This window comes from Streptomyces sp. NPDC060205 (assembly GCF_042728395.1).
Classification (GTDB): domain Bacteria; phylum Actinomycetota; class Actinomycetes; order Streptomycetales; family Streptomycetaceae; genus Streptomyces.
Genome location: NZ_JBHWZP010000093.1, coordinates 1 through 22,661 on the forward strand (window position 1 = coordinate 1; position 22,661 = coordinate 22,661).

22 protein-coding genes are annotated in these 22,661 nt (G+C 71.7%); 15 read left to right on the top strand and 7 right to left on the bottom strand.

Going from position 1 to position 22,661, the window contains the following annotated elements:
• Positions 1–104: 104 nt before the first annotated feature.
• A complete protein-coding gene (locus ACFWGJ_RS18370) occupies positions 105–386 on the bottom strand; it encodes an HPr family phosphocarrier protein (protein ID WP_387325437.1) in 282 nt (93 codons plus the stop codon).
• 192 nt (positions 387–578) lie between these two features.
• On the opposite strand from ACFWGJ_RS18370, the gene ACFWGJ_RS18375 reads away from it, so the two are divergent.
• The 4 genes from ACFWGJ_RS18375 to ACFWGJ_RS18390 all read left to right on the top strand — a co-directional run bounded on the left by ACFWGJ_RS18375 (position 579) and on the right by ACFWGJ_RS18390 (position 6,061).
• A complete protein-coding gene (locus tag ACFWGJ_RS18375; protein ID WP_387325440.1) occupies positions 579–3,518 on the top strand; it encodes a GNAT family N-acetyltransferase in 2,940 nt (979 codons plus the stop codon).
• Positions 3,519–3,559: 41 nt separating this feature from the next.
• Positions 3,560–4,147, top strand: coding sequence for a DUF5998 family protein (locus tag ACFWGJ_RS18380; protein ID WP_107021511.1), 588 nt, complete (start codon positions 3,560–3,562; stop codon positions 4,145–4,147).
• Positions 4,147–5,334 carry an alkaline phosphatase family protein gene (locus tag ACFWGJ_RS18385; RefSeq protein WP_387325443.1) on the top strand — a complete coding sequence of 396 codons (1,188 nt, stop codon included), beginning with the start codon at positions 4,147–4,149 and terminating at the stop codon, positions 5,332–5,334. Before ACFWGJ_RS18380 ends, ACFWGJ_RS18385 begins: the two co-directional genes overlap by 1 nt.
• Positions 5,335–5,404: 70 nt before the next feature.
• Complete coding sequence (locus ACFWGJ_RS18390) at positions 5,405–6,061, top strand: thymidine kinase (protein WP_387325446.1); 657 nt, start codon at positions 5,405–5,407, stop codon at positions 6,059–6,061.
• A gap of 57 nt (positions 6,062–6,118) precedes the next feature.
• Here the strand turns inward: ACFWGJ_RS18390 and ACFWGJ_RS18395 are convergent, their stop codons facing one another.
• The gene (locus ACFWGJ_RS18395; RefSeq protein WP_387325448.1) at positions 6,119–6,913 is read right to left on the bottom strand and encodes a VOC family protein; all 795 of its coding nucleotides are present in this window, start codon (positions 6,911–6,913) and stop codon (positions 6,119–6,121) included.
• Between the two features lie 313 nt (positions 6,914–7,226).
• Here ACFWGJ_RS18395 and ACFWGJ_RS18400 point away from each other — a divergent pair, with 313 nt between their 5' ends.
• Complete coding sequence (locus tag ACFWGJ_RS18400) at positions 7,227–8,054, top strand: sulfurtransferase (protein WP_387325451.1); 828 nt, start codon at positions 7,227–7,229, stop codon at positions 8,052–8,054.
• A gap of 117 nt (positions 8,055–8,171) precedes the next feature.
• Here ACFWGJ_RS18400 and sepH read toward each other — a convergent pair whose 3' ends face one another.
• The 3 genes from sepH to ACFWGJ_RS18415 form a co-directional block, all read right to left on the bottom strand.
• Positions 8,172–9,266 (bottom strand): septation protein SepH, encoded by a 1,095-nt coding sequence (gene sepH / locus ACFWGJ_RS18405; protein ID WP_387325453.1) that lies wholly within the window; start codon positions 9,264–9,266, stop codon positions 8,172–8,174.
• A gap of 471 nt (positions 9,267–9,737) precedes the next feature.
• Positions 9,738–11,057 carry a D-arabinono-1,4-lactone oxidase gene (locus ACFWGJ_RS18410; protein ID WP_387325456.1) on the bottom strand — a complete coding sequence of 440 codons (1,320 nt, stop codon included), beginning with the start codon at positions 11,055–11,057 and terminating at the stop codon, positions 9,738–9,740.
• The gene (locus tag ACFWGJ_RS18415) at positions 11,017–12,255 is read right to left on the bottom strand and encodes an MFS transporter (RefSeq protein ID WP_387325459.1); all 1,239 of its coding nucleotides are present in this window, start codon (positions 12,253–12,255) and stop codon (positions 11,017–11,019) included. Before ACFWGJ_RS18415 ends, ACFWGJ_RS18410 begins: the two co-directional genes overlap by 41 nt.
• Before the next feature lie 163 nt (positions 12,256–12,418).
• Between ACFWGJ_RS18415 and ACFWGJ_RS18420 the strand changes: the two genes are divergently transcribed.
• Both ACFWGJ_RS18420 and ACFWGJ_RS18425 read left to right on the top strand, forming a co-directional pair.
• The gene (locus tag ACFWGJ_RS18420; protein ID WP_387325461.1) at positions 12,419–13,546 is read left to right on the top strand and encodes a ferrochelatase; all 1,128 of its coding nucleotides are present in this window, start codon (positions 12,419–12,421) and stop codon (positions 13,544–13,546) included.
• Entirely contained in the window at positions 13,543–14,367 is an 825-nt protein-coding gene (locus ACFWGJ_RS18425) for an inositol monophosphatase family protein (RefSeq protein ID WP_387325463.1), read from the top strand. Before ACFWGJ_RS18420 ends, ACFWGJ_RS18425 begins: the two co-directional genes overlap by 4 nt.
• A 111-nt stretch (positions 14,368–14,478) precedes the next feature.
• Here ACFWGJ_RS18425 and ACFWGJ_RS18430 read toward each other — a convergent pair whose 3' ends face one another.
• The gene (locus tag ACFWGJ_RS18430) at positions 14,479–14,652 is read right to left on the bottom strand and encodes a hypothetical protein (RefSeq protein WP_387325466.1); all 174 of its coding nucleotides are present in this window, start codon (positions 14,650–14,652) and stop codon (positions 14,479–14,481) included.
• Positions 14,653–15,079: 427 nt separating this feature from the next.
• On the opposite strand from ACFWGJ_RS18430, the gene ACFWGJ_RS18435 reads away from it, so the two are divergent.
• From ACFWGJ_RS18435 to ACFWGJ_RS18450, 4 genes are all read left to right on the top strand, one after another.
• Entirely contained in the window at positions 15,080–15,733 is a 654-nt protein-coding gene (locus ACFWGJ_RS18435) for a response regulator transcription factor (protein ID WP_006380516.1), read from the top strand.
• 5 nt (positions 15,734–15,738) lie between these two features.
• A complete protein-coding gene (locus ACFWGJ_RS18440) occupies positions 15,739–16,980 on the top strand; it encodes a sensor histidine kinase (RefSeq protein ID WP_385830771.1) in 1,242 nt (413 codons plus the stop codon).
• 392 nt (positions 16,981–17,372) lie between these two features.
• The gene (locus ACFWGJ_RS18445; protein ID WP_005481602.1) at positions 17,373–17,669 is read left to right on the top strand and encodes a DUF4193 domain-containing protein; all 297 of its coding nucleotides are present in this window, start codon (positions 17,373–17,375) and stop codon (positions 17,667–17,669) included.
• A gap of 13 nt (positions 17,670–17,682) precedes the next feature.
• Positions 17,683–18,579 carry a hypothetical protein gene (locus tag ACFWGJ_RS18450; RefSeq protein WP_387325470.1) on the top strand — a complete coding sequence of 299 codons (897 nt, stop codon included), beginning with the start codon at positions 17,683–17,685 and terminating at the stop codon, positions 18,577–18,579.
• A 200-nt stretch (positions 18,580–18,779) separates the two neighbouring features.
• On the opposite strand, the gene ACFWGJ_RS18455 is transcribed toward ACFWGJ_RS18450, so the two are convergent.
• On the bottom strand, positions 18,780–19,241 hold the full coding sequence (locus ACFWGJ_RS18455; protein WP_387325473.1) for a DUF3093 domain-containing protein: 462 nt from the start codon (positions 19,239–19,241) through the stop codon (positions 18,780–18,782).
• 58 nt (positions 19,242–19,299) lie between these two features.
• Between ACFWGJ_RS18455 and ACFWGJ_RS18460 the strand changes: the two genes are divergently transcribed.
• From ACFWGJ_RS18460 to ACFWGJ_RS18475, 4 genes are all read left to right on the top strand, one after another.
• Complete coding sequence (locus tag ACFWGJ_RS18460) at positions 19,300–19,884, top strand: PaaI family thioesterase (protein WP_387325475.1); 585 nt, start codon at positions 19,300–19,302, stop codon at positions 19,882–19,884.
• Complete coding sequence (gene dut / locus ACFWGJ_RS18465) at positions 19,881–20,402, top strand: dUTP diphosphatase (RefSeq protein WP_366782839.1); 522 nt, start codon at positions 19,881–19,883, stop codon at positions 20,400–20,402. Before ACFWGJ_RS18460 ends, dut begins: the two co-directional genes overlap by 4 nt.
• A 1-nt stretch (position 20,403) precedes the next feature.
• Positions 20,404–21,162 (top strand): DUF3710 domain-containing protein, encoded by a 759-nt coding sequence (locus ACFWGJ_RS18470; protein WP_210889166.1) that lies wholly within the window; start codon positions 20,404–20,406, stop codon positions 21,160–21,162.
• Between the two features lie 465 nt (positions 21,163–21,627).
• On the top strand, positions 21,628–22,518 hold the full coding sequence (locus ACFWGJ_RS18475) for a peptidoglycan-binding protein (protein ID WP_387325479.1): 891 nt from the start codon (positions 21,628–21,630) through the stop codon (positions 22,516–22,518).
• The last annotated feature ends 143 nt before the right edge of the window (positions 22,519–22,661 follow it).

Sequence of the window (22,661 nt, forward strand, 5' to 3'; positions counted from 1 at the left end):
CGCCCGGGGTGGGGGCGACGCGGCTCCGCCGTGCGGGATCCGACGCGACCGGTGGGGTCCGGCGGGATCCGGGGAGACCCGAAGAGGTCCGGAGGACCTGGGGGTCAGACCGTCTCGGGGAGCTCGTCGAGCCCTTCGGAGACCAGCTTCGCCAGACGGTCGAGCGCGGCGTCCGCGCCCTCGGCATCGGAGGCCAGGACGATCTCCTCGCCGCCCTGGGCGCCCAGGCCGAGGACCGCGAGCATGGACGCGGCGTTGACGGGGTTGCCGTCGGCCTTGGCGATCGTCACGGGGACGCCGGTGGCCGTGGCCGCCCGGACGAAGATGGAGGCGGGACGGGCGTGCAGGCCCTCGGCCCATCCGACGTTGACGCGGCGCTCAGCCATGTGATGCTGCCCTTCAGGTGTCAAGGTTGTCTAGACCAGTGTTCCATACGGTGAACGGTGAGGCGTGCCCTGTTCGGGTGCGGGCCCGGACCGGCCCAGGCCCTCAAAGCTGCCCCGGGTCCCCAAGACTGCCCCGGGTCCCCGCCGGGCGCGAACCCGCCGTTGTCGGACCCGAGTCGTACTCTGGGCCCCATGCAGACCCCGACGGACCGGCACGAGTATCCCGCTCACTGGGAGGCCGACGTCGTGCTGCGCGACGGCGGCACCGCGCGCATCCGGCCCATCACGGCCGACGACGCGGACCGCCTCGTCAGCTTCTACGAGCAGGTGTCCGCCGAGTCGAAGTACTACCGCTTCTTCGCGCCGTACCCGCGTCTGTCCGCCAAGGACGTCCACCGCTTCACCCACCACGACTTCGTGGACCGGGTGGGACTCGCGGCGACCGTCGGCGGCGAATTCATCGCCACCGTACGGTACGACCGCATCGCCGCGGACGGCCGGCCCGCTTCCGCCCCCGCGGACGAGGCGGAGGTCGCCTTCCTCGTGCAGGACGCCCACCAGGGCCGAGGCGTGGCCTCCGCCCTGCTCGAACATGTCGCGGCCGTCGCCCGTGAGCGCGGCATCCGCCGCTTCGCCGCCGAGGTGCTGCCCGCCAACACCAAGATGATCAAGGTCTTCACGGACGCCGGGTACCAGCAGAAGCGCAGCTTCGAGGACGGCGTCGTACGCCTGGAGTTCGACCTGGAGCCCACCGACCGTTCGCTCGCCGTGCAGCGCGCCCGGGAGCAGCGGGCGGAGGCGCGTTCCGTGGCCCGGCTCCTGGCCCCCGGTTCCGTCGCGGTCGTCGGAGCGGGCCGCACACCCGGGGGAGTGGGCCGCAGCATCCTGGACAACCTGCGCGACGCGGGCTTCACCGGGCGTCTGTACGCGGTGAACGGAGCACTTCAGGAGAAGGAGCTGGCCGGCGTCCCCGCCCACCGCTCCGTGCGCGACATCGGCGAGTCCGTGGACCTCGCGGTGATCGCCGTCCCTGCCGGCCGGGTCCCCGAAGCGGTCGCGGAGTGCGGCGAGCACGGCGTGCAGGGACTCGTGGTGGTCTCCGCGGGGTACGCCGAGAGCGGCCCCGAGGGCAGGGAGCGCCAGCGCGAACTGGTACGGCAGGCGCGTACGTACGGAATGCGGCTGATCGGACCGAACGCCTTCGGAGTCATCAACACCTCCCCGCGGACCCGGCTCAACGCCTCGCTCGCCCCGGAGATGCCGCGCACCGGACGCATCGGCCTGTTCGCCCAGTCCGGCGCCATCGGGATCGCGCTGCTGTCCCGGCTGCACCGGCGCGGCGGCGGGGTCACCGGGGTGACCGGCGTGTCGACCTTCGTCTCCTCCGGCAACCGCGCGGACGTGTCCGGCAACGACGTCCTCCAGTACTGGTACGACGACCCGGACACCGACGTCGCGCTCATGTACCTCGAATCCATCGGCAACCCGCGGAAGTTCACCCGCCTCGCCCGGCGTACGGCCGCGGCCAAACCGCTGGTCGTCGTCCAGGGCGCGCGCCACGGCGGAGCCGCGCCCCAGGGACACGCGGTACGGGCCACCCGGCTGCCGCACGCCACGGTGTCCGCCCTGCTGCGGCAGGCCGGGGTCATCCGGGTGGACACGATCACCGAGCTGGTCGACGCCGGGCTGCTGCTGGCGCGCCAGCCCCTGCCCGCGGGCCCGAGGGTGGCGATCCTGGGGAACTCCGAGTCGCTCGGGCTGCTGACGTACGACGCGTGTCTCGCGCAGGGGCTGCAACCGCTGCCGCCCCGCGACCTGACGACGGGCGCCTCGGCCGCGGACTTCCGTGCCGCGTTGGCGCACGCCCTGGCCGACGACGCCTGCGACGCCGTCGTGGTCACGGCGATTCCGGCGGTGGGCGAGCGGTCCGCGGCGGACGCCGCGCTGGCGGAAGCCCTCCGCTCGGCCTCGGCGGCGGCCCCCGCCAAGCCGGTCCTCGTGGTGCACGTCGAGCTGGGCGGCCTCGCGGAAGCCCTGTCCGCGGCGGCCGGCACGGCACCGGCCGGGGTCACGGCACCGGCCGGCACCCCACAGTCAGGCACCGCGTCGGCAGCAGCCGACCCCGCCCCACCGACCGCTCCCGTGCCGCCCGAGGCGGGGAGTGCCGAGGCGGACTCCCGGCTCATCCCCGCCTACCCCGCCGCCGAGCGGGCCGTGCGCGCGCTCGCGGAAGCGGTGAAGTACGGCCAGTGGCGGCAGGAGGCCGCCGATCCCGGGCGGGTGCCCGAGTACGAGGACATCGACGAGAAGGGCGCGGCCGAACAGATCGGCCGCCTTCTCGTCGACGGGGAGGGCGGCGCCACCGCGGAAGCGGGACAGACCGAGCCGGGAGCGCCGGTGCCGGGAGCGGCGCTGCCGGAGACGGAACCGGGCCCGGCCGAGGGCGCGCTCACCCTCGGCCCCGACGACACCTGCGCCCTTCTCGCCCGGTACGGGATCGACGTCCGCCGTGCCCTGCCCGCGCCCACCCCCGGGGAGGCCGTCGCCGCTGCGGAGCACCTCGGCTACCCCGTGGCGCTGAAGACCACCGCCCCGCACCTGCGCCACCGCGCCGACCTGGGCGGCGTCCGGCTCGACCTGGCGGACGAGGAGCAACTGCGGCGCGCGTACGCCGAATTGACCAGCCTCTTCGGGGAGCCCGAGGAACTGCGCCCGGTGGTACAGGCCATGGCACCGCGCGGCGTGGACACGGTCGTCCGGGCGGTCATCGACCCGGCCGCCGGAGCGGTGCTCTCCTTCGGGCTCGCCGGAGCCGCGTCGGAACTGCTCGGAGACACCGCACACCGACTGATTCCGGTCACCGACCGCGACGCCGCCTCACTGGTCCGCTCCATCCGGACCGCGCCCCTCCTCTTCGGCTGGCGCGGCTCGGCCCCGGCGGACGTCGCGGCACTGGAGGAACTGCTGCTGCGCCTGTCACGGCTCGTCGACGACCACCCCGAGGTCGTCTCCGTGTCCCTGGAACCGGTCGTCGTCGCCCCGCGCGGGCTGAGCGTGCTCGGTGCCTCGGTGCGGCTCGCGCCGCCGCCCGCCCGCGACGACCTCGGCCCACGCACGCTTCCTGTGTACTGAGCGGTGCCTCGCAGTCAGTACGCCCCCGTAGAATGGACGCCATGGCCAAGACCAGTACGACGACCCAGGGGCTGCGAGCGGCGATCGAGCGCAGCGGCTACTACCCGGCCCTCGTGGCCGAGGCGGTGGAGGCCGCGGTAGGGGGCGAGCCCATCCGGTCGTATCTGGTCCACCAGGAGACGACATTCGACGCGAACGAGGTGCGCCGGCATGTGACGGTGCTCGTTCTCACGGGTAACCGTTTCATCGTGAGCCACACGGACGAGCAGGCGGCGGACAGCACGTCGCCCACGCCGTACGCGACGACGTCCACCGAGTCCGTGAAGCTTGGCCGGATCTCGTCCGTCGTGCTCAGCCGGGTCGTGGCGAACCCCGAGAAGTACGTGGTGGGGACCCTGCCGCGCGAGGTCGTCCTCACCATCGGCTGGGGCGCGGTCGCCCGTATCGACCTGGAGCCCGCGGCCTGCGGCGACTCCAACTGCGAGGCGGACCACGGCTACACCGGCAGCTCGACGGCCGACGACCTGAGCCTGCGCGTCAGCGAGGCCGGTGACGGTCCGGACGCCGTGCGCCAGACGCTCGCCTTCGCGCAGTCGCTCTCCGAGGCGACCGCGGACGTCACCCGCTGATGTCCCAGCAAGTCTGGGACGACCCGGAACCGCTCACCGTCGATTCAGCGCCCGTACCCGAGTACGGGACGGGTTCGCTCGCCGACCTCCTGCCCACCCTGGCCGCGGGCATGGACGTACCGGACATGACCGCCTCACTCGGTGAACTGAGCCCGGCCGACCGGAACTGCGTCTTCCTGATCGACGGCCTCGGCTGGGAACAGCTCAAGGCCCACCCGGACGAGGCCCCGTTCATGAGCTCCCTGCTGGGCAGCTCGCGCGGCGGCACCGGCCGGCCGATCACGGCGGGCTACCCCGCGACCACCGCCACCTCGCTGGCCTCGGTCGGTACCGGCCTTCCCCCTGGAGCCCACGGACTGCCCGGTTACACCGTGCGCAACCCGGAGACCGGCGAGCTGATGAACCAGCTCCGCTGGATCCCCTGGACCAAGCCGGGCACGTGGCAGCCGTACCCCACGGTGTTCCAGCTGGCCGACGCGGCGGGCGTGCACACGGCCCAGGTGTCGGCCCCGCACTTCCAGAACACCCCCCTGACCAAGATCGCGCTCAGCGGCGGCACGTTCCACGGCCGGCTCACCGGCGAGGACCGCATGGACATGGCCGCCGAGCAACTGGCCGCGGGGGACCGCTCGCTGGTCTACACGTACTACGCCGAGGTCGACGGCAAGGGGCACCGCTTCGGCATCGACTCCGACGCCTGGCGCGGACAGCTCATGTACGTGGACCGGCTGGTCCAGCGCCTCGCCGAGCAACTGCCGCCGCGCGCGGCCCTGTACGTCACGGCCGACCACGGCATGATCGACGTCCCCTTCGACGAGCAGCACCGGATCGACTTCGACGAGGACTGGGAGCTGCGCGCGGGCGTCGCCCTCCTCGGAGGCGAGGGCCGCGCCCGGCACGTGTACGCGGTCCCGGGCGCCGAGTCGGACGTCCTGACCTGCTGGCGCGAGGTCCTCGGCGAGCAGTTCTGGGTGGCCTCGCGCGACGAGGCGATCGCGGCGGGCTGGTTCGGCCCGCACGTCGACGAGCGGGTGTACGCACGCATCGGCGACGTGGTCGCGGCGGCCCGGGACGACGTGCTGATCACCGCGTCCGAGCGGGAGCCGAAGGAGTCGCTGATGGTCGGCAACCACGGCTCGATGACCCCGGCGGAACAGCACATTCCGCTGCTGGAAGTGCGTTCCTGACCCTCCGCCCGCCGCGTGTCCCTCCGCCCCCGCCGCTGCCTCACCCCTGCTGAAAGGTGCTCGACTCCCCATGCCCGAGCTGGTGTTCTTCTCCGGAACCATGGACTGCGGGAAGTCGACGCTGGCTCTGCAGATCGAGCACAACCGCTCGGCCCGCGGCCTGCAGGGCATGATCTTCACCCGGGACGACCGCGCGGGCGAGGGCAAGCTGTCCTCACGGCTCGGCCTGGTCACCGACGCGGTGGAGGTCGAGGACGACCAGGACGTGTACGCGTACCTCGTGGAACACCTCTCGCGGGGCGGCCGGGCGGACTACGTCATCGCCGACGAGGCACAGTTCCTCGCCCCCGAGCAGATCGACCAACTCGCGCGCGTGGTCGACGACCTGGACATCGACGTCTTCGCCTTCGGCATCACCACCGACTTCCGCTCCAAGCTCTTCCCTGGCTCCCAGCGACTGGTCGAACTCGCCGACCGCGTCGAGGTCCTGCAGGTCGAGGCCCTGTGCTGGTGCGGCGCCCGCGCCACCCACAACGCCCGCACCATAGGCGGCCGGATGGTCGTGGAGGGCGCCCAGGTCGTCGTCGGCGACGTCGACCAGTCGGAGGACATCGGCTACGAGGTGCTGTGCCGCAGGCACCACAGCCGGCGGATGACCGCGGCCACCGCGCGGGCGGGCGTCCTGTCCCCGGACGTACTCCCCGTGGACACCGCGGCGCGCGGCTGACGCATACCCGACCGCGCGGCTGACGCGTATCCGACCGCGCGAAATGCCGGACGGGCCCTAGCGGCTGCTCCGTACCAGCGAGAAAGCCGCCCCCTCCAGGTCCGCCACCATGGCGATCCTGCCGTACGGGCTGTCGTGGGCCGGCTTGAGGACGTGGCCGCCCAGTTCGGCGACCAGGGACACCGCCGCGTCCACGTCGACGACCTCGAAGTACGTCATCCAGTGGGCGCCGCGGTCCCGGGGCAGGGCGTTGCCGACGCCATGGATGCCGGCCACCGGGCGGCCCTTGATGTGCAGGGTGACGTAGTCCGAGTCGGCGGAGACGACGGGCTCCTCCTCGTAGCCGAAGACCGTCTCGTAGAACTTGGCGACACCCGCCGACTCCCGGGTGACCAGCTCGTTCCAGGCGGGCGTCCCGGGAACCCCGGCGATGCCCGCACCGAGATGGGCCGCGGCCTGCCAGACGCCGAACACGGCACCCGAGGGGTCCGAGGCGATCGCCAGGCGGCCGGCGTCGTCGGCGACCAGCGGACCGACGCCGACCGTGCCGCCGCAGTGCCGGACCGTCTCCGCCGTCACGTCCACGTCGTCCGAGGCGAGGTAGGGCGTCCACGCCACGGGCAGATGCCGGTCCGGCGGAAGCTGGCCGATGCCCGCCACCTCCTGCCCGTCCAACTGCGCCCGCACATAGGCACCCAGCTGCTGGGGACCGGGCTGGAACTCCCAGCCGAACAGTTCCCCGTAGAACTCCTGGGTCGCGGCCATCCCGTGCACCATCAGACTCACCCAGCAGGGCGCGCCGGGCGTGTACGCAGAGCCGTTCAGGCCGGCCGACTCCCGTGCCTCGGTCATCGTCACCCTCTCCTCGGCGCCTCGCGGGGCCGCTTCACTTCCGCTGTCGAACCGGGCGTGCCGCCGTCCTGGGCCACGGCGCCCGGTGCCGATGGTCGCACCACCGGCGGTCGGCCGCGCCACGGCCGGACGGCCCACGGCGGGAGGATGCCCGCATTCCTGTTGCCCATCCGTTTCCCCGCGATTGCCTGAGCATGTCCAGCGGCCGTACAGCGTGTGCCCGTTCCTGCACGCCGAGTGGTCGGATCTGCCCGGCGGAGCACAGTAGCCGGACCTGGACGAAGTGGCCACCCCGTGCGCGAGGATGGTGGCCATGAACGCCATCATCTCCGCATCCCGACTCGCGAGCGACCTGACGGGGCCGAACCCGCCGGTCGTGCTGGACATCCGCTGGCAGCTGGGCGGCCCGAACCTGCGCCAGGCCTACGAGGAGGCGCACATTCCGGGGGCCGCCTACGTGGACCTGGACACCGAGCTCGCCGGTCCCGCCGGCCCGGCCGGACGCCATCCGCTGCCGGACCCGGAGGTCTTCGCCGAGGCCATGCGCGCGGCCGGCGTCTTCGAGGACCGTGACGTCGTCGTGTACGACGGAGGGCTCGGCTGGGCCGCCGCACGGGCCTGGTGGCTGTTGCGCTGGACGGGTCACCCGTCGGTGCGTGTGCTTGACGGCGGCCTCGCGGCCTGGAGCGGTCCGGTCGAGAGCGGCCGTGCCGCTCCGGCCCCGGGGACCTTCGTACCGGCCCCGGGGAAGGCGGCCGTGCTCGACGCCGACGGGGCCGCGGCGCTGGCCCGCACCGGACTGCTGCTCGACGCCCGGGCCGCCGAGCGCTACCGCGGCGACGTCGAGCCGATCGACCGGGTCGGCGGCCACATCCCCGGCGCGGTCTCGGCGCCGACCACGGAGAATGTGGCCGAATCCGGTCGCTTCCTGCCGGCCGCCGAACTCGCCGACCGCTTCGCCTCCCTGGGCGCCGACGGCTCTTCGGAGGTCGGCGTCTACTGCGGCTCGGGTGTCTCCGGCGCGCACGAGGTTCTCGCGCTGGCGGTCGCGGGCATCCCGGCCGCGCTGTACGTGGGGTCCTGGTCGGAGTGGTCGCGGGACGAGGCCCGCCCGGTCGCGACCGGCCCCGATCCGCAGTAGCACCGGGAGTACGGCGGCATCCCGGGCCGACAGGGAAGGGCGATCGGGAAAGCAGAGGGCTCGCACCGAGACGGTGCGAGCCCTTGTCACTTCGCCACTTCCTGGTCCTGCTTCTTCCTAGTCCTGCTTCTTGCGTCGCGTCCCGAAGACGATCTCGTCCCAGCTCGGTACGGCCGCTCTGCGTCCCGGACGGACGCCGTCCGCCTCGGCCTGCCGGTCGGTGGCGCCGACGAGCCGGTCGCGGTGGCTGGCCACCGAGCGCGGCATGAGCACATCCGCGTAGGCCGAACCGGCCGAGGCCGCGGGCGCCGGCGGCTCCTCCACCTCGGGCTCCGGGACGGGCGGTTCCTCCGTCGCGGAGCGTTCCGTGGCCGAGGTCGCGGACGCCGTCGAGACGGCGGGTCCTGCCGAGGGCCGCTCGGGTACGACCATGTCGCCGCGGAAGCTGGGCACCGCCTCCAGGAGGCTGGTCAGCGAGTCGCGCTCCCGCTCGCTGACGCCCTCCTCGATGTCCGGTTCGGACGACGGCGGCAGGCTCGGCCGCTCGATCTGCCGGTCCAGGGCCCGGTCCAGCGGACGGTCGCGGGGCAGTCGCGCGATGCGCGGGACGAACGGGAAGCTGGGTTCGGCGGCGCCGAGGTCGTCGGACTCGCCGATCAGCGAGCGCGCCTCGTCGTCGACGGCCTGGACGAGCCGCCGGGGCGGGTCGTACGTCCAGCTCGCGGAGTGCGGTTCGCTCGCCACGCGGTAGACGAGCAGCACCTCCCAGGTGCCGTCGTCACGGCGCCAGGAGTCCCACTGGACGGTCTCCTTGTCGGCGCCGCGGTGCAGCAGGCGCTCCTGCACGGCCTCGCCGAGCTGGGGTCCTGTCGTCTCGCCCGGGCGGCGGACGGGCGTCTTGCGGGCCCGCTCCGCCATGAAGGCACGCTCGGCGAGCACGGGGCCCTCGAAGCGGCGCACCCGGTCGACGGGGATTCCGGCGAGCTGGGCGACCTCTTCGGCGGATGCTCCCGCACGTATGCGTGCCTGGATGTCTCGGGGGCGGAGATGGCTCTCCACCTCGATCTCGATCTGGCCGAGGCGGGGACGGTCGCCGCGTACGGCGGCGCGTAGACGCTCGTCAATCGGAAGCGTGTACTCCGTGCTGTCCGCAGCCTTCAGCACCAGCCGTGTGCCGTCGTTGGAGACGGCCACGACACGCAGTTCGGGCATGGGGACCTCCCGGGTGGTGCCTGCCGACGTCACGTGCGTCGCTGCTTCCGCTAGTCGAGTGTGGCCTGCCCGGGTGCAGCCTGCCACAACCTTGCCGAGTTGCCCGGCGTGTCGGACGGTGGCCCGAACTCGCCGTTATGGCACGGTTACCTATTCGCAACGCTAAGTGACGACCCTCATCACCCTGTGCAACGGGCCCCCTCTCGGCGGTCCTGTACGGCCCCGGACACCCTGGCGTGCGTCCGGTCCCAGGGCTCGCAACAGTACTCCATTCGGGCCACTTGCGTGGATCGGCACGCCACCGAACTTCTGTCCGGAGGCGGGAGTTGGCCGCCCGGGGTGACATTTTCGTGATCATGGTGAGACTGGTTCTTCACATGATCGCCAGAAATGGAGTGAGCTGCTTCGACCGTACGTCCTGTGCTCGGGCAACCGGTCGGCGCGACGGCCGCTCATGGTCCGCCCGGACCGTCAGTCGCCCAGGATCCGCCGCAAGTAGTCGTTGCCGAACCGCCGTTCGGGGTCGAGACGGTCGCGCAGGGCGGTGAACTCGCCGAAGCGCGGATAGACATCGGCGAAGTACTCCGCGTCCCGGGTGTGGACCTTGCCCCAGTGGGGCCGGCCCCCGTGCGCGGTGAAGATCCGCTCGGCGGCGCTGAAGTACGCCTGGTACGGCGTCCCCCTGAACATGTGGACCGCGATGTACGCGCTGTCCCGGCCGGACGCGGTCGACAGGGTGATGTCGTCCGCGGGGGCCGTGCGCACCTCCACCGGGAAGCTGATGCGCAGAGGCGAACGGTCGACCATGGCCCTCAGTTCGCGCAGGGTCTCGACCAGGGCGGCTCGCGGAACCGCGTATTCCATCTCCGTGAAACGCACCCGGCGGGGAGAAGTGAAGACCTTGTAGGGAATGTCGGTGTAGGTGCGCGCGGACAGGGCCCGGCTGGAGATCCGGGCGATCGAGGGGATCGCGGCGGGGACGGCCCGGCCCACGTAGTTGGCCGCCTGGAAGACCCCGTTCGAAAGGAATTCGTCCTCGTAGAGGCCGCGGACGGTACCGACCGGCTTCTCCGGGCCCACGCTGCGGTTGTTGCGCTTGGTGTTGCAGTTGCCGGTGTGGGGGAACCAGTAGAACTCGAAGTGCTCGTTCTCCGTGAACAGTTCGTCGAAGGAGCCCGTCACCTCGTCGAAGCTCATCGGCTCCTCGCGGGCCGAGAGCAGGAAAAGGGGCTCTACGGAGAAGGTGATCGCGGTGATGATCCCCAGGGCGCCTATCCCGATCCGGGCGGCCGCGAAGATCTCGGGGTTCTCCTTCTCGGAACAGGTCAGGACCGAACCGTCGGCGGTCACCAGTTCAAGTCCCGCGATCTGGGCGGCGATCGAGGCGGAGTCACGGCCGGTGCCGTGCGTGCCGGTGCTGGTCGCACCCGACACCGTCTGCTCCATGATGTCGCCCATGTTCGTGAGCGACAGGCCCTCGCGGGCCAGGGCGAGGTTGAGGCGCTTGAGCGGTGTGCCGGCCTCCACCGTGACGGTGCCGTTGTCGCGGTCGATCCTGCGGATGCCGGTCAGCAGGTGAGGGCGGATCAACACGCCGTCGGTCGCCGCCGCCGCGGTGAAGGAGTGGCCCGTACCGACGGCCTTGACTCTCAGTCCGTCCTCGGCGGCCCGGCGCACGGCCGCGGAGAGTTCCTCCACGGAGGCGGGAGCGACCTCCCGGGCCGGCCGGGCGGTGACGTTCCCGGCCCAGTTACGCCAGGTGCCGCTCTTCGCGCTCACTGTGCTTCTCATGGGTTCCTCCCCGCTGCGGAACCGGCCTGCTGAGCCGGCGATACCCGAGGAAACCCACCGCGACCGCGACAGCTCCGGCCGCGACCGGAACCCCGTACCCGGCCCGCGCCCCGGCTGCGTCGATCACCCAGCCGGACAGGGAGGAACCGAGCGCTACCCCGACCGCGAGCCCGGTGCTCACCCATGTCATGCCCTCGGTCAGTTTCGCGCGTGGTACGTGCAGTTCGACGAGGGCCATCGTCGTGATCATCGTCGGTGCGATGGACAGGCCCGCAACGAACAGCGCCACAGCCAGGAACGGCAAGTTTCCGACCAGTAGCAGGGGGATCATACTCACGGCCATGGCGCAGATGCCCAGGGCCCACCTGCGGGCGGGCGCCCCCGAGAAGCGCAGCAGCCCGAAGACGGCCCCGGCCACGCAGGAGCCCGCCGCGTAGACGGCCAGGACGACGCTCGCCGCGCCCTTGTGGCCCTCCTCGTCGGCGAAGGCCACGGTGACCACGTCGACCGCGCCGAAGATCGCTCCGGTCGCCACGAAGGTGGCCACCAGGACCTGCAGTCCGGCCGAGCGCAGCGCCGAGCCGCCCGTGTGGTGCCCGCGCGGATGCGGTGGGGGCTCGGTGGCGCGCTGGGCCGTCAGCCAGAAGACGCCGGCCGCCAGGAAGAGCGCCGCGAGCAGCGGCCCGGCCTCCGGGAACCAGACGGTGCACAGGCCGATGGAGATGATCGGCCCGAAGATGAAGCAGATCTCGTCGATGACGGACTCGAAGGCGTACGCGGTGTGGAGTTCGGGCCTGCCCCGGTAGATGAGCGCCCAGCGCGCCCTGGTCATCGCGCCGACGCTCGGTACGCAGCCGATGCCGGCCGAACAGAGGAACAGCACCCAGTCCGGCCCGTCGAAGTGGGTGGTCAGCAGGAGCCCGGCGGACGCGGTGAGCGCGAACAGCGTGGCGGGCCGCAGGACCCGCCGCTGCCCGTACCGGTCCACCAGACGGGAGATCTGCGGCCCGAGCACCGCCGCGGACAGCGCGATCGTCGCGGAGAGGGCGCCCGCGAGCCCGTACCGCCCGGTGACCTGGGAGATCATCGTGACCACGCCGATGCCCATCATCGACAGCGGCATCCGGCCGAGGAAGCCCGCGGTGGTGAAGCTCCTGGAGCCGGGGGCCGCGAACAGGGCGCGGTAGGGGCTGAGCACGGGTGGTCTCCGGTGAGGGTCCGGTAAGGCGTGAATCCAACGGATACAGCTTACGAGCCAGGTGACCCTAACCCATCCGCGGATTTCCCCGGTCACCCTGTCCACCTGCCGTTCGGCCCCCTGCCGATGCCCGATTGTCGGAGGCGGATGGCAGGATCGAGGTATGCCTGACGCGCTCGATGCCACCCCCTACGACGCCCTGCTCCTGCTCTCCTTCGGCGGCCCCGAGGGCCCCGACGAAGTGGTCCCGTTCCTGGAGAACGTGACCCGGGGCCGGGGCATCCCCAAGGAACGCCTCAAGGAAGTGGGGCAGCACTACTTCCTGTTCGGCGGGGTCAGCCCGATCAACGACCAGAACCGCGCCCTGCTGGACGCCCTGCGCAAGGACTTCGCGGAGCACGGCCTGGACCTGCCCGTGTACTGGGGCAACCGCAACTGGGGCCCGTACCTGACGGACACCCTGCGCGAGATGGTCGCCGACGGCCGCCGCCGCGTCCTGGTGCTGGCCACCAGCGCGTACGCCTCGTACTCCGGCTGCCGGCAGTACCGCGAGGACCTGGCCGGGGCCCTGGCGACCCTGGAGGGCGAGGGTCTGGAGGTGCCGCGCGTCGACAAGCTCCGGCACTACTTCAACCACCCCGGGTTCGTCGAGCCGATGACCGAGGGCGTCCTGAAGTCCCTCGCCGAGCTTCCCGAGGACGTCCGCGCGGGCGCGCACATCGCCTTCACCACCCACTCGATCCCGACGTCCGCGGCGGACACCTCAGGACCGGTGGAGGGCCACGGCGACGGCGGGGCGTACGTACGGCAGCACCTGGACGTCGCCCGGCTCGTCGCCGACGCGGTCCGCGAGCGGACCGGGACGGAGCACCCCTGGCAGCTCGTCTATCAGTCGCGCTCGGGAGCCCCGCACATCCCGTGGCTCGAACCGGACATCTGCGACCACCTGGAGGAGCTGCACACGGCCGGCGTCCCCGCGGTCGTGATGGCGCCCATCGGGTTCGTCTCGGACCACATGGAGGTGCTGTACGACCTCGACACGGAGGCCACGGCGAAGGCCGCGGAGCTGGGGCTGCCGGTGCGCCGCTCGGCCACCGTGGGCGCCGACCCGCGGTTCACCGCCGCGATCCGCGACCTCGTCCTGGAGCGGGCCGCGACCGAGAACGGCAGAGACGTTTCGCCCTGCGCCCTCGGCGCTCTCGGCCCGAGCCACGACCTCTGCCCCGCGGGCTGCTGCCCGGCCCGCGCCCCCAGGCCCGCCGCCGCGGGCGCCGACAGCCCGTACGTATGAGGAGCCCCGTGACCGCCACAGCGAACGACGAGCTGAAGGCCGAGCTGCTGGAGATCGCGCTCGACGCGGCCCACCGCGCGGGCGCCTTCCTGCGGGACGGCCGCCCCGACGACCTCGGCGTGGCGGCGACCAAGTCCAGCGCCGTCGACGTCGTCACCGAGATGGACATCGCCTCCGAGAAGCTGATCACCGGTCTGCTGGCCGACGCCAGGCCGGACGACGGCGTACTGGGGGAGGAGGGCGCCGACATCAAGGGCAGCAGCGGTGTCCAGTGGGTGATCGACCCGATCGACGGCACGGTCAACTATCTGTACGGGCTGCCCAGTTGGGCCGTGTCCATCGCCGCCCGCAAGGACGGCGAGACGCTCGTGGGGGTCGTGCACGCCCCGATGCGCGCGGAGACCTACCGGGCCGTCCTGGGCGGCGGCGCCTTCGTCGAGGACCGCCCCGCGCGCGTGCGGCCCGCCCCCGACCTCGGGCTGGCCCTCGTCGGCACCGGCTTCGGCTATCTCGCCGACCGCAGGACCCGGCAGGCCGAGGTGGTCGGGCAGCTGATCGCCCAGGTTCGCGACATCCGCCGCGGCGGCTCGGCGGCCATCGACCTGTGCGACGTGGCGACGGGCCGCCTGGACGCGTACTACGAGAGGGGACTCAACCCCTGGGACTACGCCGCGGGCGACCTGATCGCCCGGGAGGCGGGCGCGCTGACCGGCGGACGCCCCGGAGAGCCCCTGTCGCCCGACCTGACGGTCGCGGCCCCGCCCGGCCTCTTCGAGACCCTCCAGTCCCGGCTCGACGAACTCGGCGCCTGGCACGACTGACAGCACACGGCAGGCACGCGGCCGGCGGCGCGCCGCCGGAAGGGCGTGACGGACGACCGAGCGGGACCCCGGGCTGGATCTGCCGGGGCCCCGCTCCTGTCACGAAATGGGTCAGACGTGTGTCACGCCGACCTGCACACCGTGCTCCGCGGCAAGGCGGTGCAGGTCGTCGAGCTCCGCCTGCTCGACCTCCGCGAGGAAGTCGTCGCCGGTCTCGCGAGCCATCGTCAGGTCGGACTCGGTCGCCCTTATGCGCTGCAGAAGTCCTGCGGTGAATGCGTCCATGCTGCGCCCCCTCGTCCTGGGTCGTGGGTCGGTGGTGGCACGGGGGTGTGCCGTTCGGAAGGGGCGATCACGTCTCCAGGGATGCCCGGCGCTGCCCAGCCGGGCGGCGTCAGTGCCGGACACCCACGCCCGCTCTGCGGAAGCGGACCATGACGTACCGCCGGGTGGTGCGGCACAAGCAGAGCGTGATCGCGGGGTGTAAAGCCGTCCTCCCCTCGCTCCCTTCGACGGAAACCTCAACCCCCCGAGAAAATCTGGCATTCCCCACCCTCCGAACCCGTCTTACAGCCGACTTATGGCCGAAAAGGGCAGGATGGAGTCCCACCCTCCCTGCTCTCGGCTGCGTTCGGGCGCAAGGACCCCATCGGACCCCGCCCGTGTGCGCGCAGAAGCCGCCGCGCGGGCGGACACAGGAAGGACAAGCGACGTGCGCGTACTCGTCGTCGAGGACGAGCAGCTGCTCGCCGATGCGGTGGCCACCGGACTGCGCCGGGAGGCCATGGCCGTCGACGTCGTGTACGACGGCGCGGCCGCCCTGGAGCGCATCGGCGTCAACGACTACGACGTGGTCGTCCTCGACCGTGACCTGCCGCTCGTGCACGGCGACGACGTCTGCCGGAAGATCGTCGAGCTCGGCATGCCGACCCGCGTGCTGATGCTCACGGCCTCCGGGGACGTCAGCGACCGGGTGGAGGGCCTGGAGATCGGCGCCGACGACTACCTCCCCAAGCCTTTCGCGTTCAGCGAGCTGACGGCACGCGTGCGTGCACTCGGCCGGCGTACGAGCCTGCCGCTGCCGCCCGTCCTGGAGCGCGCGGGGATCAAGCTCGACCCCAACCGCCGCGAGGTCTTCCGCGACGGCAAGGAGGTCCAGCTCGCGCCCAAGGAGTTCGCCGTCCTGGAGGTCCTGCTGCGCAGCGAGGGCGCGGTCGTCTCCGCCGAGCAGCTCCTGGAGAAGGCCTGGGACGAGAACACCGACCCGTTCACCAACGTCGTGCGGGTCACGGTGATGACCCTGCGCCGCAAGCTCGGCGAGCCGCCGGTCATCGTCACCGTGCCCGGCTCCGGATACCGGATCTGACCCCGATGACCACCACCCCCGCGCCCCCCAAGGCGCCCCCGAAGCCCACCTGGGACCCGAGGAAACCGGAACCGCCCTTCCCCTGGCTGCGCCCGACCATCCGCATACGGCTCACGCTGCTGTACGGCGGGATGTTCCTGATCGCCGGGATCCTGCTGCTGTCGATCATCTATCTGCTGGCGGCCCAGGCCCTGCACGAGGGCAGCGGCGTCGACTTCCAGGTGACCGGCAGCAACCTCGAACTCACCAGCGCCACCTGTCCGCAGCTGAGCGGGGCGGGCAACAACCAAGAGCTGAACGCCATGCTCAAGGAGTGCACCGCCGTCCAGCGGCAGCACGCCCTGGACGGACTGCTCAGCCGCTCGCTGATGGCCCTCCTCGGCCTCGCCGTGATCGCCTTCGCCTTCGGCTACGCGATGGCGGGCCGGGTTCTGTCGCCGCTGGGCCGGATCACCCGCACCGCGCGCGCGGTGGCGGGCTCGGACCTGTCCCGGCGGATCGAGCTGGACGGCCCGGACGACGAGCTCAAGGAGCTGGCGGACACCTTCGACGACATGCTGGAGCGGCTGCAGCGGGCCTTCACGGCCCAGCAGCGGTTCGTCGGGAACGCCTCGCACGAGCTGCGGACGCCCCTGGCGATCAACCGCACGCTCCTGGAGGTGCACCTGTCCGACCCGGGCGCCCCCATGGAGCTGCAGCAGCTGGGCAAGACCCTGCTCGCCACCAACGAGCGCAGCGAGCAGCTCGTCGAGGGCCTGCTGCTGCTCGCCCGCAGCGACAACCAGATCGTCGAGCGCAAGCCGGTCGACCTCGCCGAGGTCGCCTCGCAGGCCATAGACCAGGTGCGCGGCGAGGCGGACGCGAAGGGCGTGGAGGTCCGCGGGGAACGGGCCGCCGCGGTCGTCCAGGGCAACGGCGTCCTCCTGGAGCGGATCGCCCTGAACCTCGTCCAGAACGCCGTGCGCTACAACGTGGCACAGGACGGCTGGGTCGAGGTCGTCACGCAGGTGCAGCACGGCCAGGCGGTCCTCACGGTGTCGAACACCGGTCCCGTGGTCCCCGCGTACGAGGTCGACAATCTTTTCGAGCCGTTCCGGCGGCTGCGCACCGAGCGGACGGGAAGTGACAAGGGTGTGGGTCTGGGGCTGTCGATCGCCAGGTCGGTGGCCCGCGCGCACGGCGGCCACATCGTCGCGGAACCGCGCGAGGGGGGTGGCCTGGTGATGCGAGTGGCCCTGCCTATCTGAGACCATGTCGCCGACACGCGAGGATGTTCGCTTTGCGCGGAATTTCCCGGGCAAACGAAAGGCACGCTCGTGTGTGATCGATCACAGGGCTACTTTCCGGTCATCTACCCTCCGTGATCAACAGGACTGCCGGAAAGCCGGGATAATCCGGGTTTTCGGGGGTCGAGATCACGGGAAGTACACGGTGAGACGCCTTTGAAGTGCGGCATTCGGACCGTGTACGGTCCGCTTCGCCATCCAAGCCGATCACTCCTCAGGAGTCCGGTTGGGTGTCGATTGAGTAACAGACCTTGATGTGAGGCAAAATCTCCGCCTCAGGTCGGGCACAAGTCCGGCCTCTCACGCGTTACCTGCGCTGAGACACCGCAGACACCCAGAGGGGGAGAGCGACAATGGCAACGGATTACGACACCCCACGCAAGACCGACGACGACGTCGACTCGGACAGCCTTGAAGAACTGAAGGCTCGCCGGAACGACAAGTCGACTTCGGCGGTCGACGTGGACGAGTTCGAGGCCGCCGAAGGCCTGGAACTGCCCGGAGCGGACCTTTCGAACGAGGAACTGGCCGTCCGGGTCCTGCCGAAGCAGCAGGACGAGTTCACCTGCATGAGCTGCTTCCTGGTCCACCACCGCAGTCAGCTGGCCCGCGAGAAGAACGGTCAGCCGATCTGCCGCGACTGCGACTGAGGCAGGGTCGGCCGTGACAGGCTCGACCCCGCCCTGGAAGCGCCGCTTCCGTGACCGGGGAGCGGCCGGTCCGTCTCAGGACGGCTCGCACGACGACGAGCGGGGCCACCCGGCCTCGCTCGAAGCAGTGGACGCGACAGGCGCCTCCGGCGCTCTGGAGGTGCCGGAGACCAAGGCGCCTGTCGCCAGACGCCGGGTGGCCGCCGTCGGCCACGGGGTCGCGGAAGGCGTCCGTAAGGGCGGCAGCCGCGCCAGGGCCGCCCTGGCGTACGTCACCGACCGCATCATCGAGATCGCCCCGCGGATCCCCGTACGCGACCTCGCCGCACTCCGCAGGCAGTTCCCGGGCCTTGGGCCCGAACAGCTCGCGGACAAGCTCGTCGCGGGCGCGTGCAACGCGACGTCCACCGTGGGCGCCGGCGTCGGCGCCGCCGCGATGATGCCCGTACCGCCGGCCATGCCCACGGAACTGGCCGCCGAGGTCACCGGCGTCGCCGCCATCGAACTGAAACTGATCGCCGAGCTGTACGAGGTCTACGGCCTGCGACCGCCCGGCAACCTGAAAGAGCGCTCCACCACGTATCTGAACTCGTGGTCGGAGGAGCGCGGCATCGACGTGACCAAACCGTCGACGCTCAACGCGGCCCTCGGGGGCCAGATGAAGCGCGAGCTGCGCCAGCAGATCATGAAGCGCACGGTCCGCAACCTGCCGAACCTGATGCCGTTCATGGTCGGCGCGGCCGTCGGGGCGCTCATGAACCGCCGTGACACGAGAAAGCTCGCGGACCGGGTCCGCAAGGACCTCCGCAAGGTGCAGGTGCCGTGGGACGCCCTCCCGGCGCTGCCGCCCCTGGAGGAGCCGGCCGACCCGCTGAGCATGGGCGACCTCCGCAGGGAGCTGGGGAGCTGACCCCGGCACGGGCCACCGGCCGCCGCATCTCTCGCGGCGGGCAAAGTTCTGTCCCCTGAAAGGGAAAGTTTCCGTACGGGTACGCGTACGGAAACTTGTTCGATTCGGGCTCGGGTACAGCTCCGGGTCGGACCCCGGGCCGGACGTCGTGGTGGACACCGGGACGGCCCCGGCGCGGTCCGGCCGCGGTCGCCGCCCGTCTACGCGTTCGTGCGCGCGGACTCCAGGGCCGCCGCCAGGCGCTCCGGGTCGCGGGTCGACAGATAGACGTACGGAGTCGGGTCGGCCGGGTCGGTGATGTCCACGCGCAGAGCCGTCGGGATGTACGCCCGCAGCAGCATGTGGGCGCGCGCGTCGGCCCTGAACGACCGCCAGGCGCGGGCCTCTTCGGGGTCGAGGACGTGCGCCTCGCCCAGGGCGGAGACCGGGATCCTGGCCTCCCCGGCGATCAGTGCGCCGCCCACCACGCGGATCCGCGCGGAGCCGTACGAACTGGCCACCACCGCCGACACCGCCGTCCCGCCGACCAGGCCGCCCAGCAGGGGCAGCGTGCCGAAGGGGAGCAGGATCAGCGCCATCGAGACGCCCACCAGCAGGCAGACGAACCACCAGGATCGGGGCGCGGTCAGACGTTCTTCGTACGGCGAGGCGGAGGGCTGCATACCGCCAAGCCTGCCACGGTGCGTACGGGCCGCTGACGCGGAGGTAAGGTCTGCGCCTGTGAGTGGTACATCTTCGGCCCTGCGGCCCCCGGCCGACGCCGTGGCGCCGGTGCGCCATCCCGACGCGCCCGCCCCGGGCGAGCTCCTCGGCGCGCACTACGACCAGTGCTTCGGCTGCGGCGGCGGACAGCCGCACGGACTGCACCTTGAGGCCCGCGCGGGCGACGGAGTGCGGATCACCGCCGAGTTCACCGTGCAGAGCGCGCACCAGGGTGCTCCGGGCCTCGCGCACGGCGGAGTCCTCGCCAGCGCCCTCGACGAGACGCTCGGCTCGCTGAACTGGCTGCTGCGCACCATCGCCGTGACCGGCCGCCTGGAGACCGACTTCGTACGGCCCGTGCCCGTGGGCACCGTGCTGTATCTGGAGGCCGAGGTCACGGCGGTGGCCGGACGCAAGATCTACTCGTCCGCCACGGGACGGATCGGCGGCCCCGAGGGGTCCGTCGCCGTCCGCGCGGACGCTCTCTTCATCGAGGTCAAGGTCGACCACTTCGTCGACAACGGCCGGCCGGAGGAGATCCGGGCGGCCATGGACGACCCCGACCAGGTCCGTCGTGCCCGTGCTTTCGAGGTGAACCCGTGACCCCCGCCCAGGCCCCGGTGGGCGTGCTGATCAAGCGCGTCGACCCGGACGTACCGCTTCCGCACTACGCGCACCCCGGCGACGCCGGCGCGGATCTGCGGACCACCGAGAGCCATGTGCTGGAGCCCGGTGAACGCGCCGTGCTCCCCACCGGAGTGTGCATCGCGCTTCCCGAGGGGTACGCGGCCTTCGTGCACCCGCGTTCGGGGCTGGCCGCCCGCTGCGGTGTCGCTCTCGTGAATGCCCCGGGGACGGTTGATGCCGGGTACCGTGGGGAGATCAAGGTGATCGTGGTGAATCTCGACCCGCGCGAGTCCGTGCGGTTCGAGCGCTTCGACCGGATTGCCCAACTGGTCGTCCAGCAGGTCGAGAAGGTGAGCTTCCAGGAAGTCGCGGAGCTTCCCGACTCGGCGCGGGCCGCAGGGGGCTTCGGGTCCACCGGCGGGCATTCCGCGGTGGGCGGCACAACGGGTGGGAATCGATACGCTTCGGTCGTATCCGACCGGGAAGGACAGTGACGTGTTCGGACGTCGCAAGAAGGGCAGTGCCGCCGAGGACGCGGCGGGCGAGGCCGAGCAGGTCGACGGAGTCGGCACTGAGGCGGACGGGGCGGAGCGCGAGCGCGTGAGGCTCGAACCGGAGCCGCGCCCCGACGGTCCCTGGGACAGCACCGAGGTGCGCGACCCGGCCGACGGCCGGGTCGACCTGGGCGGCCTTTTCGTGCCCGGGGTCGACGGCATGGAGCTCCGGGTGGAGGTCGCGGGCGACGCGATCGTCGCGGCCACCGTGGTGCTCAAGGACAGCGCCGTCCAGTTGCAGGCCTTCGCCGCTCCCAAGCGCGAGGGCATCTGGGGCGAGGTGCGCGAGGAGATCGCCACCGGCATCACCCAGCAGGGCGGTGTCATCGACGAGGTCGAGGGGCCGCTGGGCTGGGAGCTGCGTGCCCAGGTACCGGTGCAGCTGCCGGACGGCACGGGCGGCTTCCAGGTCGTCCGGTTCATCGGTGTGGACGGTCCCCGCTGGTTCCTGCGCGGAGTGATCTCCGGGCAGGGCGCGGTGCAGCCGCAGGCCGCCGGTCTGCTGGAGCAGATCTTCCGGGACACCGTGGTGGTCCGCGGCGAGGGCCCGATGGCCCCGCGCGACCCGATCGTGCTGAAGCTGCCGGACGACGCGCAGATGGTCGCTGAGGGTGTTCAGCAGGAGGAGCAGGCCGGGTCCCGCTTCTCCGGCGGCATGGGGCAGTTGCAGCGCGGACCGGAGATCACCGAGGTCCGCTAGGCAGCCTCCACGGCCGCGTGCTCCTACGTGTGCGACGGGCCGCATTCCCTTCGGGGGGTGCGGCCCGTAGTCGTGCGCGGCCGGGGTGGTCGCTCGGTCGGGATGGCGCCCTCGGGGGCCGTTCATCGCAGGTCGAAGCCGGTGAGCGGGCCCATGGGTGGGGCATGGGGGCACCCGGGGACGGGTCGGAACGGGTGGGGAGGGGCCGGGCGGGAGGGAAGGGTGGCGGGCGCGGCGCGGGTGGTGGTCGCGGAGGCTCTTCATCCGGCTGCTCCCTCATTCATGTCTGGACACTGGTGCTTTTCGAGGGCCCGCTTGTGGGCCGAATGGGTGAAGAAGACCCGGAGTCGCACCCCGGATGTGGCTACTCTGCGTCACCCTGGGCATGACGAAGGAGGGTGGAGATCTCAACTTCCGTGATCCACACCCGACTTGCCGATCATGCGAATCCATGGGGGATGCGAAGTGGGTACCAACTGGATCGAGAAGGCACAGCGCCTGGGTGACGGGAGCATCGGAGGCGCGATGGACCTTCCGTCGGTTCCGGGCCGTGTCGTCTGGCACACCACGGAGAGCGGCACGGGCGACGACGCCTTCAAGGCCGTGGCGGCGCATCTGATCCGCAAGACCGCCGAGCCGCACCTGCTCTACGACCCGACGACCGACCGCCTCGGACAGTTCGGCCCGCTGAACCACAGTGCCCGCGCACTGCTCAACGACGGGTCGACGAGGACCAACCGCGTCGGAAAGGTCTGCATCCAGATCGAGGTGCTGGGGCGGGCCTCGAAGCCGTTCACCAGGACCTGGAAGCCGGGCCCGAACTACCGGGCCATGATGGCCGCGATCCGCTCCTGGAAGATCCCGGACACCTTCCCGGCCGGGCGCCTCGCCACCTCGGCCGCCGATGCCACCAACCGCCCCCGTTCGGTCTGGATGAGCAAGGGCGGCCACTACGGCCACGCGAACATCCCGGGCAACGACCACTGGGACCCGGGCGACATCGACAGGTCCGCCCTCTTCGAGGCGGCCCCGGCCGAGAAGCCGGACAGCGGCGGCGCACCCGCTGGGCCCGTCGTCGACCTCAGCAATCTGATCGCCGCCGCGCGCCGCGACCCGGGGCTGCCCCAGGGCGGCAAGACGCACAGGAAGGACGTCCTGGTCGTCGAAAAGGCCCTGGTGGCCGAGGGGTTGCTGCCCGCGCAGTGGGCCGACGGATCCTTCGGCAGCAGGACCGTCGAGGCGTACGCGGCCCTGCAGCGCCGCTACGGCTTCAGCGGGACGGCGGCGAACGGCATTCCCGGGCAGACCACCCTCAAGAAGCTCGGCCGGCAGCACGGCTTCACGGTCAAGGCCTGAGGGGTTCACCGGGCGGTCGGGGGTGGCCGGGTCCTTGCCGGCCCGCTGTCGGCGCCCGCCGTTTCTCTTGACGCGGACATGGTCTGTACCTATGGTCCCGGCCAACGCCTGTGTTCATAAAGGCATTCCGTGTTCACATACGA